Annotated in this window: 15 protein-coding genes and 1 pseudogene; 6 read left to right on the top strand and 10 right to left on the bottom strand. The window is 38.4% G+C overall.

Going from position 1 to position 16,154, the window contains the following annotated elements:
- A pseudogene (locus B0B05_RS16515) lies at positions 1–326 on the top strand (hypothetical protein); the annotation flags it as partial.
- Positions 327–337: 11 nt separating this feature from the next.
- Here B0B05_RS16515 and B0B05_RS02400 read toward each other — a convergent pair.
- The 7 genes from B0B05_RS02400 to B0B05_RS02370 all read right to left on the bottom strand — a co-directional run bounded on the left by B0B05_RS02400 (position 338) and on the right by B0B05_RS02370 (position 8,406).
- Complete coding sequence (locus B0B05_RS02400) at positions 338–1,627, bottom strand: aldehyde dehydrogenase family protein (RefSeq protein WP_076781897.1); 1,290 nt, start codon at positions 1,625–1,627, stop codon at positions 338–340.
- Between the two features lie 266 nt (positions 1,628–1,893).
- The gene (locus tag B0B05_RS02395) at positions 1,894–2,493 is read right to left on the bottom strand and encodes a hypothetical protein (RefSeq protein ID WP_245799171.1); all 600 of its coding nucleotides are present in this window, start codon (positions 2,491–2,493) and stop codon (positions 1,894–1,896) included.
- Positions 2,494–2,520: 27 nt separating this feature from the next.
- Positions 2,521–3,165, bottom strand: coding sequence for an HD domain-containing protein (locus B0B05_RS02390; RefSeq protein WP_076781896.1), 645 nt, complete (start codon positions 3,163–3,165; stop codon positions 2,521–2,523).
- Positions 3,166–3,223: 58 nt separating this feature from the next.
- Positions 3,224–4,060: an alpha/beta hydrolase family protein gene (locus B0B05_RS02385; RefSeq protein WP_076781895.1), complete on the bottom strand. Its 837-nt coding sequence runs from the start codon at positions 4,058–4,060 to the stop codon at positions 3,224–3,226.
- Positions 4,061–4,155: 95 nt separating this feature from the next.
- Positions 4,156–5,046, bottom strand: a complete 891-nt coding sequence (locus B0B05_RS02380) for a ribokinase (protein WP_076781894.1) — start codon at positions 5,044–5,046, stop codon at positions 4,156–4,158.
- 18 nt (positions 5,047–5,064) lie between these two features.
- On the bottom strand, positions 5,065–5,709 hold the full coding sequence (locus B0B05_RS02375) for a DUF4241 domain-containing protein (RefSeq protein ID WP_076781893.1): 645 nt from the start codon (positions 5,707–5,709) through the stop codon (positions 5,065–5,067).
- Between the two features lie 78 nt (positions 5,710–5,787).
- Positions 5,788–8,406: a valine--tRNA ligase gene (locus tag B0B05_RS02370; RefSeq protein ID WP_076781892.1), complete on the bottom strand. Its 2,619-nt coding sequence runs from the start codon at positions 8,404–8,406 to the stop codon at positions 5,788–5,790.
- Between the two features lie 119 nt (positions 8,407–8,525).
- Between B0B05_RS02370 and B0B05_RS02365 the strand changes: the two genes are divergently transcribed.
- The 3 genes from B0B05_RS02365 to B0B05_RS02355 all read left to right on the top strand — a co-directional run bounded on the left by B0B05_RS02365 (position 8,526) and on the right by B0B05_RS02355 (position 11,579).
- Positions 8,526–9,008: a DUF1573 domain-containing protein gene (locus B0B05_RS02365; RefSeq protein WP_076781891.1), complete on the top strand. Its 483-nt coding sequence runs from the start codon at positions 8,526–8,528 to the stop codon at positions 9,006–9,008.
- Between the two features lie 69 nt (positions 9,009–9,077).
- Positions 9,078–9,956, top strand: coding sequence for a polyphosphate kinase 2 family protein (locus tag B0B05_RS02360; protein ID WP_076781890.1), 879 nt, complete (start codon positions 9,078–9,080; stop codon positions 9,954–9,956).
- A 276-nt stretch (positions 9,957–10,232) separates the two neighbouring features.
- On the top strand, positions 10,233–11,579 hold the full coding sequence (locus B0B05_RS02355) for a DNA recombination protein RmuC (protein WP_076781889.1): 1,347 nt from the start codon (positions 10,233–10,235) through the stop codon (positions 11,577–11,579).
- 150 nt (positions 11,580–11,729) lie between these two features.
- On the opposite strand, the gene hemB is transcribed toward B0B05_RS02355, so the two are convergent.
- The gene (hemB, locus tag B0B05_RS02350; RefSeq protein WP_076781888.1) at positions 11,730–12,716 is read right to left on the bottom strand and encodes a porphobilinogen synthase; all 987 of its coding nucleotides are present in this window, start codon (positions 12,714–12,716) and stop codon (positions 11,730–11,732) included.
- A gap of 111 nt (positions 12,717–12,827) precedes the next feature.
- Here hemB and B0B05_RS02345 point away from each other — a divergent pair, with 111 nt between their 5' ends.
- Positions 12,828–13,175, top strand: coding sequence for a T9SS type A sorting domain-containing protein (locus B0B05_RS02345; RefSeq protein WP_076781887.1), 348 nt, complete (start codon positions 12,828–12,830; stop codon positions 13,173–13,175).
- 42 nt (positions 13,176–13,217) lie between these two features.
- Here the strand turns inward: B0B05_RS02345 and B0B05_RS17180 are convergent, their stop codons facing one another.
- Complete coding sequence (locus B0B05_RS17180) at positions 13,218–13,664, bottom strand: VanZ family protein (RefSeq protein WP_394332781.1); 447 nt, start codon at positions 13,662–13,664, stop codon at positions 13,218–13,220.
- A 54-nt stretch (positions 13,665–13,718) separates the two neighbouring features.
- Here B0B05_RS17180 and B0B05_RS02335 point away from each other — a divergent pair, with 54 nt between their 5' ends.
- A complete protein-coding gene (locus B0B05_RS02335; RefSeq protein ID WP_076781885.1) occupies positions 13,719–14,783 on the top strand; it encodes an NAD(P)-dependent alcohol dehydrogenase in 1,065 nt (354 codons plus the stop codon).
- Positions 14,784–14,849: 66 nt separating this feature from the next.
- On the opposite strand, the gene B0B05_RS02330 is transcribed toward B0B05_RS02335, so the two are convergent.
- On the bottom strand, positions 14,850–16,127 hold the full coding sequence (locus B0B05_RS02330; protein ID WP_076781884.1) for an alkaline phosphatase family protein: 1,278 nt from the start codon (positions 16,125–16,127) through the stop codon (positions 14,850–14,852).
- Positions 16,128–16,154: the final 27 nt, after the last annotated feature.

Here is a 16,154-nt window from a genome sequence, read left to right as displayed (position 1 = left end):
TAAAGGGCGTGAAAATCTCCATCCCAAGCACTCCAAGAAAAAAAGACACTGCTTATCAAAAGCAGACAAAGCGTAAAAAATTTAGAACCAGAGCGGCAATAGAACCTATCATCGGACATTTAAAAACCGATTTTAGGATGGCAAAAAATTACTTCATGGGAGAAACGGGACCACAAATCAATGCATTACTAGCTGCAACCGCTTGGAACATGAAGAAAATGATGGAACTACTGAAACAGAAAATTATTTTCTTATTTTGTAAGATACAAATTATGCTGTTTTCTAATCCTGTTTTTAAAAATAAATTAAATAGTGGGTTTTGTTAAGGAACGACTAATTAAATATTTCCAACCACCGTTTTGATTTGGGTAAATTCTTTGATAGCATGTAAAGATAACTCAACGCCATAACCTGAAGCCTTAGCACCGCCAAAAGGCAGCCTGATATCCGAACTGGTTGATTTGTTCACAGATACGGTTCCTGACTCCAGATTTTCAATAAAGAACTGGGCTCTTTTCTTATCTTTTGTCCACACCGCATTGCCTAATCCAAATGGTATATCATTGGCGAGTTTGAGAATGTCCTCATCATTTTTGCCAATCATCAGAATAGCCAGCGGACCGAACAATTCTTCTTTCAGAATAGGGTTGCCTTCCTCAACTTTTATAATACCAGGGCGAAACGTGCTATCATCAATACGTTCCAGTGCCAACACCACTTCTGCCCCATGCCTTTGGGCTTTTTTGTACTGAGCTTCCAGTTCATCCGCCAAATCAGGCCTTGCCATTTTTCCTAGCTTGGTGTCCTTTTTTAATGGGTCTGCAGGCTGATAAGAATTATAAACTTCTATGAATTGAGGCACAAATGCTTTCTCAATACTTTGGTGCACAATAAACCGTTTAGCAGCATTACAAACCTGTCCCGTATTCTGCAGTTTCGCGGCAGCACCATCTTTGGCTGCTTTCTCAAGATCAGCATCTTCCAGGACGATGAAGGCGTCGCTGCCACCTAATTCCAAAACAGATTTTTTGATACTTTTACCTGCGAGTGCCGCCACGCTGGCTCCGGCTTTTTCACTACCGGTGAGGCTTACACCTCTTACATATGGATTTTCTAAAATAGTCTTGATATCATCATGCCCAATTCTAAGATTCTGAAAAATAAATTTGGGGAAACCGGCGTCAGAAAAGGCTTTTTCAATAGCATCACCACTTCCAAAACAGATCGAAGCATGTTTGAGCAAAACCACATTACCGGCAAGAATGGCAGGAATGGCAAAGCGTAAAACCTGCCAGAAAGGGAAGTTCCAAGGCATCACACCCAAAATAATCCCTAATGCATCATAATGCACTTCGCTGACATCAAATTCGGTTTTGATTTTTTCGGGTTTCAGGACATTGTCTGCCTTCGCATAATACCTGATCATCCCGGCACTTTTTTCAATTTCTGCTACCGATTGTGTAATCGGCTTATGCATTTCTGTGGTAATGATTTTTGCATAATCCTCTTTATTTTTGTCCAAAACATCTGCCAGTTTTAGAAGTAATTTTTGTCGTTCCCCGAATGGCACTTTTTTCCAGTCCAAAAAAGTTTGATGAGCAGAATTAATATTTTTTGAAAGATTCATTTTAAAATAATTTTTGAATTTTAGTTGCAGTAATTATACCAATTTGCTGGTATTAAAGGTACAGAATCGGATGTAAATAGTATATTTAATCTTTATATTATTTATAAATTTTAATATTAAATTTTATAAATAATGAAAAAATGATTTTGTAAGATATTACTATAAAGTGAATTTAGCGTGGAATTTTTTAAAGTCAGAGATACAACCGGGAAGCCTTCGTTTTGCTGAGTAAAAACGATAATCGAAAGTAGCCTTAAAAATAATCTTTAATCCTTGATCTTTTTACTACCTCTGAAAAGTAATACGGCGTTAAGAAATATCAGAAGCAGATCTAATGTTACCCATATGCTGAGCTTGATATTATCGTATTTCAGTTCTGCGACTTTTTCGGTGGCAATTGCGGAGAGTTTCAGGCTGTGATTGATATAGTTACGGACTTCTATAATCTTGTCCTCATTTTTGTTGGGAACAGCCACCTGAGAAAAATAGACCAGCTTATCTTTACCGATGTAACCTACAACCCAAAACTCGCTGGATTTCTGCATATTAAGATATTCTATCCGGAAATAATCCGGACGAATCTGGCCCACATGTTTGGAGCTATACTTTGTACCATCACCACCATCCTGAATGCGAATAATGTAAAAATCTATAGGCTGAGGCAGATAATTGATAACCTGCACCGCCAAAGAATTTTCCAGAAATTGCGAAAGGCTTTTTTCTACAAACCAAAACGTAAAATAGGCCGCAGCAGAAATGGTAATAACGGTACGGATAATTTTGTTCCATACACTCCATTTTCCTGATCGGAAACCGTACAGAAACAAGGCTGCAATGAGCAAAAGAAGCAGTAGAATGATGATCATTACACAAAGATAGCAGTTTCTCCTTAATTAGAGTGAGACATTCCACTCTTTGTAAAACTCATCCAGAAAGTTAAGCATCAGTTGATGGCGTTCTGTGGCCAGATCTTTTGCTGTATTGGTATTCATCATATCTTTAAGAAGTAACAGTTTCTCGTAAAAATGATTGATGGTTGTCCCGTTTGATTTTTTGTATTCTTCCTTTGTCTGATTAATTTTTGGAGAAATATCCGGGTGATACATCAGATTGTTTTTGTAACCGCCAAAATTGAAAGTCCTTGCAATACCAATCGCACCAATGGCATCCAGCCGGTCGGCATCCTGAACAATTTTCAGCTCCAGAGGCAGGTTTTGCGGCGCATCATTTCTGTTTTTGAACGACATATTTTCTATAATGAAAATTACTTTCCCAATTGTTTCGTTATCCAGTTTTTGCTCGGTTAAAAATTCATTGACGATTTTAGCAGCAAGGGTTTCATCCCCGTTATGGAATTTTGGATCGGCAATATCGTGTAACAAAGCAGCCAGCTCAATCACCTGTTGGTCTCCGCCTTCCCGTTCCTGAATATAGGTACTGAGTTTCCAAACCCGTTCGATATGAAACCAGTCATGTCCGGATTCGGTTCCTTCTAATTTTTGTTTTACTAATTGTATCGTATTTTGTATTAAATCCATTTTTAAATTCAATTTTGAGCGCAAAGCGCTTTAAGATTTATGATCAATAATTTTCAATTTATAATTCCTTCAAAACAATATTCCAAAGTGGCTGATTATAAGATCTGAAAAAATTGATGTGCCCTACTTCTTTCTTAGGAGATTCTTCAGATTTTATCAATCTGTAAATTGGCTTCATATTAGGATAAGTCTCATCCAGCAAAGCGGTAACGCCAGTTTTGTTAAGCCACGGGTCGTCATCAGCCCAAAATACAAAAACGCCCTGCGTCAACTCTTTCGAAATATCTTTGGATTTTTCAAGAACCTTGTTGGTCGATTTTTCATCCAGAAGCAGCGTACGCCAGTCGAATGCATTGCCTTTGGGCAAACTCTCTCCCAAACCGAAACGGTGAGCCGGAAAATACCCAAAAAACCATGTAGAAACAGGAAGAACGAGACCAAAACCAAGATAACCCTGGATTTTTGTCCTAAGATTGAGATTGCCTAAATATGATTTTTGAGTAGCCGCAAAAATAAATTTTTCAAAGATGCTTGAGCCTTCGTTCATTCCTAAAATCAAGGCGCCTACAGAATGCCCCAAGCAGAATTTTTGATAATCAATATATCTTTCCTGAATATAATCCGTCAAAGCATTATAATCGACACTTCCCCAGATGGTCATACTGCTGCAGAAATTTTTCATCTTTTTAGGCTTTGATAAACCTATCCCTCTGTAATCGTAGGTTATCACAGTATATCCATGTTCCGCAAAATACTTAGCAAAAGAAAAATAAACCTGCTGCCTGACACCGGTTGCAGAATTAATGAGCAAAACTTTGTTATTTGAAATCTCGGGTTCGAAAAGATGGGCCGACAAACTGTAATTGTCTTTTGTCAAAATGCTGATACTTTTCATTTTAATGTTTTTATCTGCAATGACACTGCAAATTATTATGATTAAAAATAAAAAATATTCATCTTCTTGCCCTCAGATTCTGTATGCAGACAATACTATCTTTTGAAATCGTCCAGATAAGGCAATCCTTTTTGAGAGCCTCTGTAATCAGCAGCTTTTAGTGCCACATCATTCCCAAACTTCACACATTCTTCTATAGGGTTACCGTGCAGGAGCGCGATTGAAAATCCTGATGTGAAAGCATCGCCTAATCCCATGCTGTGTGCTTCGGTTTTCGGGTCTTTGCGGAAATATTTCATCTCTGTGCCATCAAAATAGCTGGTGCTGTTGGCGCCGTCTCTTACGAATAACTTATTAGGATTTTGTTTGATAATCTCCTTGTGGTCTTTGTTGCCAAAAACGGTTTCCAGGTCTGTACTTTTTGCCACTATAAAGCTGGCATAACTGATGATATCGTCTGATATTTTTCTTCCCGGCGCCGCATAAATCCCGATTTTCTTATTCAGTTTTTTAGCCTTTTTGAAAAGATATTCTACCGTTTCTGCAGGAATCTCCAACTGGGTGAGAATCAGATCGGCCTGCATCAGGAATTTCTCTGCCTCATCTATATCGTTAGAAGACAGATTATAATTTGCAGCCGGCACTACAGTGATGGCATTACCTTCCTCCGAAGCGGTAACATAGGCTGTTCCGGTAGATTCTTCTTCGTCTTCTATAACAAAAGCAACATTAACTTCTTCATCAAACAGATTTCTAAGCACCTGTTGCCCATAAGGATCCATGCCCACACGGCTTACCAGCGATGTATGTGCACCGAGGCGCGACGTTGCAATAGCCTGATTGGCACCTTTGCCTCCCAAAAAGCTCTGGAGACTGGTTGCAAGAACCGTTTCATTGGCGGTTGGGATTTTGGAAGTCCTAAGCACAAGGTCTATAGATGAACTTCCTACAACAACGATCTGAGGTTTGATACGACTGAGTTTCATTCCGACTAAAGTAATCAATTAATCTGATCCGATTTCTATAAATTCCGAAATTAATTTAACCGGCTGATTATCTTCGGAATAACCAATGTATGTCGCATAAAAACCTTCGCCATAGCCTGTTTCAAAAGCTATGATATTTTCAGTTTTTTCAGCATAAGGTTTCAGAACTGCAAACTGATCAATCGCTCCTTTTTCGTCAAAAAAATACGCATGGAAAAACTCTTCATAAATACCTTTAAAACCTGAACCTTTTTTCTGGAAAAGTGCCTGCTCGAGATTATTAAGCGAAACCTGAGAATCTTTATCCATAAAACTTCCCATCCCGGATTCCACGGGATAACCATAGATTTCGCCATCTTTCAGATCTTTTATGTCCTGATTATCGCACAAAGCCAGCGCCCAATTCTCTGCCAATTTCTCTTTATCAAACACAATTTCTGCATAAGCAATGCAGTTGGAATCTCTCTCTTTATGAACCAAAACAGGAAAATCACCATTTGGAAACTCCTGTGTAAAAGCCGGATGATCCGGAGAAATCAAAGGATCGCTGGCAACAATTTTCCCGGACGAAATATGGATTTTCCCCACTTCGTAGGTTTCCAAAAGAGGATTTTCTACGAAATTTTTGGAGAATAATTTTTTGATGTTATCGATGTGATTCATTATCTGATGGATGTTTGGTGATGGAAGATGGGTGTTTAGCATAAAACTTAAAACACGCTGCACCTAACTTCCACCACTCTACAATGTTTTTAATTTCTCTTCCAGCAAAGCGATTTTATCCTGAGCGTCTTTTTGTTTTTTACGCTCATTTTCTACCACCTCCGGTTTTGCGTTGGCCACAAATTTTTCGTTGGACAGTTTTTTATCAACAGAGATCAGGAAACCTTTCAGATATTTGATTTCTTCCTCAGTTTTTGCTTTTTCTTCGCCCAAATCAAGATTTTCACTTAATGGGATCGAAAATTCGTTAGCACCAACCAGGAATGTGAAACTTGGCTTATCCGTCTTTTGGTTATAATGAATTCCCGAAATATTGGCTAATTTTTTAACGACATCAGCATTGTTAATCTCAGTAATATTAGTAAAAACCTCAACCGCTTCTCTCGGCGAAATCCCTTTGGACTGACGGTAATTTCTAACACCCGAAATCACTTCTTTGGCGAAATCAAAACTTTTGATAACTTCTTCATTATAGGAATCCGCTTTTTTCTGTTGCGCAATAATCAGTGCTTCGTCAATTTGCCTTTCCGAGATAGACTGCCACAATTCTTCTGACAAGAAAGGCGCAAAAGGATGCAGCAATTTCATCAGTTCCTCAAAATAAGCAATCGTTTTCTGGTAAACTTCTTCACTAATAGCTTCTCCGAAATTCGGTTTAACCGCTTCCAGATACCATGAGCAGAAATCGTCCCAAATCAGTTTATACACCAAATGCAATCCATCAGAAATCCTGAATTTTGAGAACTGATCCTCGATATCGATGATGGTTTTATTCAGTTGTTCTCCAAACCAGTTTATCGTTTGATTGTCGGATTCTTTTGCTTTGATAGTTTCATCTCGCTTCCAGCCCTGGATCAGTTTGTAAGCATTCCATATTTTTGTAGCAAAATTTCGTCCCTGCAACATCAGATCTTCATCGAACAGCAAGTCATTTCCGGCCGCAGAACTTAGTAAAATCCCGACTCTTACACCATCCGCGCCATATTTTTCGATCAATTCAATAGGATCAGGCGAATTTCCAAGGGATTTTGACATTTTGCGTCTTTGTTTATCCCTTACAATCCCTGTAAAATAAACATTTTTGAAAGGAACATCTTTCCTGTACTCCAACCCTGCCATAATCATCCTGGCAACCCAGAAGAAAATAATATCCGGACCTGTTACCAAATCCGAAGTCGGATAATAATAATTGATGTCTTTGTTTTCCGGCTCCAAAATCCCTTCAAAAACAGACATTGGCCATAACCAAGAAGAGAACCAGGTATCAAGCGCGTCTTCGTCCTGTTTTAAGTCGGATGCCTGAAGTTGGAAGTTGGAAGCTTTTTGCTTCGCAAGCTCCAAAGCATCGTTAATATTTTCTGCCACTACAAATTCATTTTCGCCAGATCCGTAATAGAAAGCCGGAATCTGCTGTCCCCACCAAAGCTGACGGGAAATGTTCCAGTCGTGGACATTCTCCATCCAATGACGGTAGGTATTTTTGAATTTCTCCGGATGGAATTTGATGGTGTCATCCATCACCACATCCAAAGCCGGTTTTGCCAATTCTGACATTTTCAGGAACCACTGAACAGAGATTTTTGGTTCTATCACCGCGCCGGTTCTTTCAGAAGTTCCGACTTTGTTTACGTAGTCTTCCGCTTTCAGAAGCAGGTCTTTTTCCTGAAGTTCTTTGGCAATTTCTTTTCTTACGGTGAATCTGTCCTTCCCTGCGTAATGCAAACCGTGCTCATTAAGAACCGCATCATCATCCATAGAATCGATGATTGGCAGATTATGCTTTTGCCCGATCTCATAGTCATTTATATCGTGAGCGGGTGTAATTTTCAAAGCTCCTGTTCCGAATTCGATATCCACATAATCGTCCTCGATGATAGGAATCACTCTGCCCACAATTGGTACAATCACATTTTTGCCTTTCAGGCTCTGGTATCTCTCATCATTTGGATTAACACAAACGGCAACATCGCCAAAAATCGTTTCCGGGCGCGTTGTTGCAACCGTTAAGAAACCCTCTGTTCCTTCTATCTTATATTTAAGGAAATAAAGTTTCCCGTTTTGTTCCTTGAAGATGACTTCTTCGTCAGAGATATTGGTTTTCGCTTCCGGATCCCAGTTTATCACTTTGTATCCACGGTAAATCAAACCTTTGTTATACAGATCAACAAAAACCTTGATCACAGATTTGGACAGATTCTCCTCCATCGTGAATCTCGTTCTGTCCCAATCACAAGAGCATCCCAGTTTTTTCAGCTGTTCGAGGATCGTTCCGCCGTATTTATCAGTCCATTCCCAAGCGTGTTTCAGGAATTCTTCTCGGGTAATATCTTTTTTATTAATGCCTTCGGATTTCAGTTTAGCCACCACTTTCGCTTCCGTCGCAATAGAAGCATGGTCTGTTCCCGGCACCCAACAAGCATTGAAGCCCTGCATTCTTGCTCTTCTGACCAGTACATCCTGTATTGTATTATTCAACATATGCCCCATATGAAGAATGCCGGTTACATTAGGCGGTGGTATCACGATCGTATAAGGCGGCCTGTCATCTGGTGTAGAATGGAAAAACTTGTTCTCTAACCAGAAGTTATACCATTTTTGCTCCGTTTCCTGAGGATTATATTTGTCTGCAATCTGCATCTTAAGATATTTTTTAGCTTGTAATCTGCAAAAATAACATAATGTAAAAAATTTAGCAGTAATTATTTAAATTATTTATAACTTTGAACTATAATTTTAAAATTTAAAACAATATTGATATGAAAAAGATTCTTGCAGGCTTTTTTATGACAGGAGCTTTTGCTTTTGCATCTGCACAAACAATCTCTTTTGACAAAACTACATTTGACTACGGAAATATTAAAGCAGGATCTGACGGCCACCGTTTTTTCACTGTTAAAAATACTGGTGACAAACCATTGATTCTTAATGAAGTAAAAGCGTCTTGTGGATGTACAACTCCGGAATGGAGCAAAGATCCTATTTTACCAGGAAAAACTGCTCAAATCAAAGTTGGTTACGATACCGGAATCAAAGGTTCTTTTAACAAAGTAATCGAGGTATTTTCTAACGACGCTGCCAACAGCAGATCTGTATTGTACATCAAAGGTAATGTAGAAGATACTGCAGGCGTTAATCAGGAAGCAAAACTAACCGTAGCACCAGCAGAAGCTAAGATGTTAAAAGCTAAAAGCGCTGCAAGAAAACAAGTGGCTGCTCAAAAAGCAGAACTTGCTAAATAAGACTAAAATTTGTAATTTTAGAACCGTTCCTTTCCGGAGCGGTTTTTTTTTAACCTAATAACAGATACGATGGATTACAACTTCTCAGACGATTTTCTGATAAAAGAAAATTCTAAATTCGATATTAAGGCGCAGAACACCAAATACAAAGGCAAAATCAATAAAGATGAAGCCAAACAACTGCTGAATATAGAGAAAGAAAAACTTTACCTCTTGCAGGAAAAGCTCTACGCCGACGGCAGCCAGTCTCTGTTAATCATTCTTCAGGGGATGGACGCAGCAGGAAAAGACAGTCTTGTAGAGCACGTTTTCAATGGTGTGAATCCTCAGGGTTGCGAAGTCACAAGTTTTAAAACACCAAGTACAAAAGAATATTCCCACGATTTTCTATGGAGGCATTACTTAGCACTCCCGGCAAAAGGTAAAATCGGGATTTTTAACCGGTCACATTACGAAAGTGTTTTGGTCTGCAAAGTGCATCCGGAATATAACCTCAGCGAAAAAGTATGGAGCGATGTGAAGCAATTTGATGAAAAATTCTGGGAAAACCGCTACGAAAGCATCCGTAATTTTGAAAAGCACCTTGCCAATAATGGTACAAAAATCATCAAAATCTTCCTGAATGTATCCAAAGAAGAGCAGAAACAACGATTTCTGGAGAGGATAGAGAAAGATGACAAGAACTGGAAATTCTCTTCCGGCGATGTGACAGAACGTGGTTTTTGGAATGACTATATGAAAGCGTACGAAAAAGCCATCCAAGAAACATCGACAGATTACGCACCCTGGTTTGCCATCCCTGCAGACCAAAAATGGTTTACAAGAGTAGCAGCCATCCAAATTATTATTGATGCTCTTGAAAGTATGAATCTGAAATTCCCGGAACTTTCCGGCAAAGACAAAGACGCACTAAAAGATTCTAAACATAAACTGGAAAGTGAGAAATAATTATTTAGAGGTCATAACTTAATTACATATTGGAAAATATAATATTCTCGCTAATGAGGCAGATTTTACAGATTCAAATTTAAGCATCTGCGCAATCGGAATAATCTGCGAGAATTAGAAATAATCAGAAATCTTTTCAAGAAAGAATATTTGGTGATATGAAGATATCTTATGTCCTCTAAATTATTTTTAAATTTAATTACCTACAGCACCTTTCAACCCTTTCAGAGTTTAAAACTCTGAAAGGGTTTTTAAAAATAAATCTCAAATTAAATAATGGTTGAATTATATATTATTTTAGGAATCGTTATTGGAGGAATTTTAGTTTTCCTGTTGATGAAATCTTTATATGTCAGCAAAAAATCGGTTGAAGCTCTGAATGAAAAACTCATCCGTTCCCAGGAAAATGAAAATTATTCTCTACAGAAGATTGAAGAATTAAAATTATCCAATAATCAGTTAAAAGATGACATCAATCTAATCCAAAGAAGTAAGGAAGAACTACTTTTTACCAATGCAGAACTGAATGCCCATTACAAAAATCTTCAGGAAAATCTTGAAAATCAAAAATCAGAATTCCTGAAACTTCAGGAGACTACACGCCTGCATTTCGAGAAAACTGCCAACCAGATTTTGGAAGAAAAATCAGAAAAATTTACGCAACTCAACCAGAATCAGCTCAAAACTATTTTGGAACCTTTCCAGGAAAAAATTAATGAACTGAAAAATACGGTAAACGAAACGTATGACAAAGAAGCCAAAGAACGTTTCTCTCTCGGAGAGAAAGTCCGTGAACTGAAAGACCTCAACCAGCAAATCTCCGAAGATGCCCGACAACTCACCAGAGCGTTGAAAGGCGAAAGCAAAACCCAGGGAAACTGGGGCGAAATGATCCTGGAAAGTATCCTGGAAAAATCAGGGCTTAGGAAAAATCAGGAATATTTTATGGAGCACGAGCTGCGTGATGAGAACAACAAAGCGATCTTCTCCGAATTTTCGGGTAAAAAAATGCGCCCGGATGCGGTGGTGAAATATCCAGACAACAGAAATGTGATTATCGACAGCAAGGTTTCCCTAACGGCTTTTGTAGAAATGACCGACGAAACCGATCCTGACATTTTCGCGATCAAACAGAATCAGCATCTGCAATCGGTGAAAAACCACATTATGCAGCTAAGCCAGAAAGCTTATGATGATTTTGATAAATCACTGGATTTTGTAATGATGTTTGTCCCTAGCGAAGCCGCTTACATGACCGCTTTGCAGACCGACCCACAGCTTTGGAATTTTGCTTATGACAAAAGAATTTTGTTATTAAGTCCTACCAATTTGATTACTTCTCTCAAATTGGTTCAGGATCTCTGGAAACGGGAATATCAGAATAGGAATGCGATGGAAATTGCGGAAAGAGGTGCCAAACTCTATGATAAATTTGTTGGTTTTGTAGAGAACCTTGAACGGATTGGAAAAAACATTGACCAGGCGAAAAATTCCTACAATGATGCTTTCAAACAGCTAAGTTCCGGCAATGATAACCTAATGATCCAAACCCAAAAACTGAAAAATCTGGGGATCAAGAATAAAAAAAATCTCCCTCAGGGTTTGGGTGAGGAAGATTTGTAATTTTTTGTAATTTTCTTTGGATGTCGAATGCCCTAGCCCCGATGGGAACGGCATCCTTTTGTTTTGGCGCGAGGTGGCGAAGCGAAGCGTAGCCAACCGAGCGGCAAAACAAAAGATATAGTGGACAGCGGGATTAAGCTCCTAAAAAAATTATTGATTCAAAAGTCTGGCAACTTCGGGAGCGGCATAAGTGAAAATCATATCGGCGCCTGCCCTTTTGATGCTGGTTAAACTCTCTATCAATACTTTGTCATTATCCAGCCAGCCGTTTTGTGCAGCTGCTTTCAGCATCGCATATTCGCCACTCACCTGATATACGGCAATTGGTTGTGTAATGAGCTCACGGATTTTGGAAACGATATCCAGATAAGGCATGCCGGGTTTTATCATGATAATATCTGCGCCCTCATCTACATCTTTCAGAGCTTCATCAATCGCTTCGCGGGAGTTATGAAAATCCATCTGATAGGTTTTCTTATCTGCAGGAATCTCCTGTGCATCGACTGGTGCGCTGTCCAAAGCGTTGCGGAACGGCCCGTAAAAAGCGCTGGCATATTTGGCAGCGTATGACAAAATCCCAACATCTGTAAAACCGCTCTCTTCCAAGCCTTCTCTCATTGCCAGGACGCGGCCGTCCATCATATCGCTGGGTGCCAAAATGTCAGCACCGGCCTCGGCATGTGAAACCCCCATTTTGACCAAAGCTTCAACGGTAGAATCGTTGTCAATTTTCCCGTTTTTGATAATACCGTCATGACCGTAAATTGAGTATGGGTCTAATGCGACATCCGGCATAATAATAACTCCCGGTACGGCATCTTTAATAGCTCTGATGGTATTCTGCATCAATCCATTGGGATTCCAGGCTTCTTTACCTGTATTATCTTTCAGGTTGTCGGACACCTTCATATAAAGATTGACCGCCTTGATGCCCAGTTTGTAATTTTCTTTGACCGTTTGTACCGTCAAATCCAAACTTTGGCGAAATACGCCCGGCATAGAAGAAATGGCTTCTTTTTTGTTATTACCCTCCATAACAAACATCGGTAAGACCAAATCGTTTGTTGTAAGGTTAGTTTCACGAACTAGACTTCTGATAGAATCATTGGTTCTTAGTCTTCTGTTTCTTGAAATCATCTTAATAAAATTGTTTATGCAAATTTACTTATACTTTTACGGATAGGCTATTGCATATCTGATTTATTTAAAATAAATTTGTCCTAATTGTTTAAAAACAGCCTAAAGCGAATGAAAAAATTTTTATTCTTTATTATATTTTCGGTAATGTCAGTTGGATTCTCATCAGAGGTGAAAGCTCAGGCTGCACGTACCCTTGATAACCATAAAACTGATGATGGTGTTTTGGTTGCATATCCCAACCCGACAAGAGATATTTTGGTTTTAAAATCAAAAGATAACAGTATAAAAATTAAAACTGTAACCTTCTTCTCTATTTTGGGAGCACAGGTAGCGGAATATGTTATCAATAACAATAATGCAGAATTAAGATTGGATAAGTTGCGCCCGGGAAAATACTTGATGCGTTACACCTTGGATGACAATACCCAAAAAATCACGCAAATCATCAAACAGTAGATTTGAATTCACAAATATATAATGCCGGTAATACCGGCATTTTTATTTGTATTGTATAACATTTAATTTTCGGTAATAAGTCCTGAGTATTATTTTGTAAATAATGAAACCAAAGATAACACCGGTAGTATTAAGTATAACATCGTCTATATCAGCAAACCCCCTTCTAAAATAATATTGTGAAAATTCTATCACATTAATTGTAATAAAGAATGTTATAATAAGATAAAAAAAACGATTGAGTGGCGGATAAAGAATTCCTAGAAAACCATATGGAATAAATAAAATAACGTTACCAAAAATATTAGTAAAAAATTCTAACTTATCATACTTAATAACATACAAAGAATAGGCATCAATGGTTTGAAAGGGAATATCTTTAATCTGAAATATTGCAGTGTTGGCATCACGAAATGATGCAAAAAACAACATATATAGCATCCAAATGCTGTAAATATTAATGAAAACAGGGTAATACTTCCTAATCATCGAAACCATTGGCAGAAAAAATAATTTATTAACACGTAAAAATATTAAATAAAAATGACAACACATACAATAAAAGCGTTCGGGACGCAAGCAGCAGAGAAAGACTTAGAACCACTAACTATCGAAAGAAGAGAAATCCAGCCCAAAGATATCGAGATCGACATCTACTATTGTGGTGTTTGCCACTCGGACTTACATACGGCCAGAAATGACTGGGGAGGTAGCATCTATCCTGTAGTGCCGGGCCATGAGATCGTTGGCAAGGTAAAAAACGTGGGCGCTGAGGTTAAGAGGCATAAAGTTGGGGACTTGGTTGCTGTAGGTTGTATGGTTGATTCCTGCAGGGCATGTCACAGTTGTGAGCAGGATCTGGAACAGTTTTGTGAAACTGGATTTACAGGAACATATAACGGTAAGGATAAATATATTAGCGGGCAAAGAACCTATGGTGGCTATTCCGAATCTATCATTGTGGATGAGCACTTTGTGTTGAAACTTCCGGAAAACCTAGACATGGCGGCGGCGGCACCATTATTGTGTGCTGGTATCACCACCTGGTCTCCACTGAAACATTGGAATATAACCGAAAACTCCAAAGTCGCAGTAGTTGGCCTTGGTGGATTAGGGCATATGGCTATCAAATTGGCAAAAGGCCTTGGAGCGGAAGTTTCATTATTTTCCAGGACGCCAGGTAAAACGCAGGATGCGATAGCATTGGGTGCAGATCATGTTATTATTTCCACAGACGACGACGCGATGAAAGAAGTGGCCAATAAGTTTGATTTGATTATCGATACAGTTCCTTATGAGCACGATATCAATCCTTATATGAATACTTTGACCCTAGACGGAACATTAGTCCTGGTAGGTCTTATTGGAGAATTTGAAAATAATGCTGTTAGTACAAGGCCGATGATCTCCAAAAGACGTTCTGTGGCAGGTTCATTGATTGGAGGCATCAAAGAAACTCAGGAGATGTTGGATTTCTGTGGCGAGAAGAATATCGTTTCTGACATCGAAATTATCAACATCCAAGATATCAATGATGCTTACGAAAGAATGTTGAAAAGTGATGTGAAATACAGATTCGTCATCGATATGAAAAGTTTGAAGAATTAATTTCAATACAAATAATAAAAAAGAGAGAACATCGGTTGGTGTTCTCTCTTTTTTGTTAAGACTATTTTACCTTTTTAGCGTTGATTTCAAAACTTTCAATTTCCCATCAATCTTCTCATCGATTTTCAATCCTAGAATCTCAGCAACCAAAGGATAAACATTAATATTGTCAAACTCATCAATTATCAAATCATTCTTGAACGCTGGTCCCCAAGCGAGGAAAGTCGCTTTCATTTCTGGGACAGCTCGTGGGTCGTATCCGTGTTTCCCAACTGATGTTTTTCTTCCTTTTTCTAAAAATATTTTAGGAGCTTTTGGAATTAATATAATCTGCCCTATTCTATTATACTTATCATCTCTTGTAGCGAAATGAAGGTAATTCGGTAACTTCTTATCCAGATAAACTTCATAATCGTCGGTTTTATTGGCTTTCAATTCCTTGTAAAAAACTTTTACCTCATTAGGATTTTTAACATAAACTCGTAACAAAGTCTGAGAATTATAATAATCAAATCTATTCTTATCTAACAAAATAGCAGGAATCTCGAGTGGATTTCCACCATCAACTTGTATCATTCCGTGGTCTGAAACAAAAACAAAGTTGACATTCTTCAATCCTAAATCATTGACTTTTTGAACTAATTCTCCGATAGCATTATCAATCAAATGAACAGCCGCTTCAGTTTCTTTCGCTTCTGGACCGTAATGATGTCCGGCACCATCCACTTCAGGAAAATATAGAGAGATAAAATGCGGACGTATCTCTTCCGGAAGCTTCAACCAATTAATCACTTTATTGACTTTTTCTGAAGGCGAAAATTTTTCGTGATAAGGATAATAGTATGTCGGTCTAATGCCGCCTGCATCACTAGCAGAACCTACCCATTGCAAAGAAGCACTAACCATATTTTGTTTTTCTGCCAAACTCCATAAAGGAACTCCGCCGTACCAAGTTCCGTCTTCTGCATTTTTGCGGTTGCTCATTGCGTATGGCTCTTTTCTTTTATAATCGTAGAAAAAATTATCTATCAAACCGTGATGAGAAGGATATAATCCGGTAATCAAACTCCAGTGGTTTGGGAAAGTAATACTCGGATAACTTGGAATCATCGCGTTTGCCTGAACTCCTGCGTTTGCATATTTTATAAGATTTTGAGCATTGTATTTCTTTGCGTAATCGTATCGAAACCCGTCTGTGGAAATCATAATCACATAAGGTTTTTGCATTGCTTCAGCACTATTGTAGCGGTTCGGAACAATAATTTGAGCGGTATCTGAAGGAATATTCTGTGCAGAAAATAATTGACAAATAAACAGACTGAAAACTATAAGAAAGTATCGCATTGATGATGATGTTTAAGAGATTTACTC

The sequence above is a fragment of the Epilithonimonas bovis DSM 19482 genome (genome assembly GCF_900108115.1).
Taxonomy (GTDB): domain Bacteria; phylum Bacteroidota; class Bacteroidia; order Flavobacteriales; family Weeksellaceae; genus Epilithonimonas; species Epilithonimonas bovis.
The sequence above is the reverse complement of the archived record's forward strand: the minus strand, read 5'-3'. Positions and strand labels throughout refer to the sequence as shown.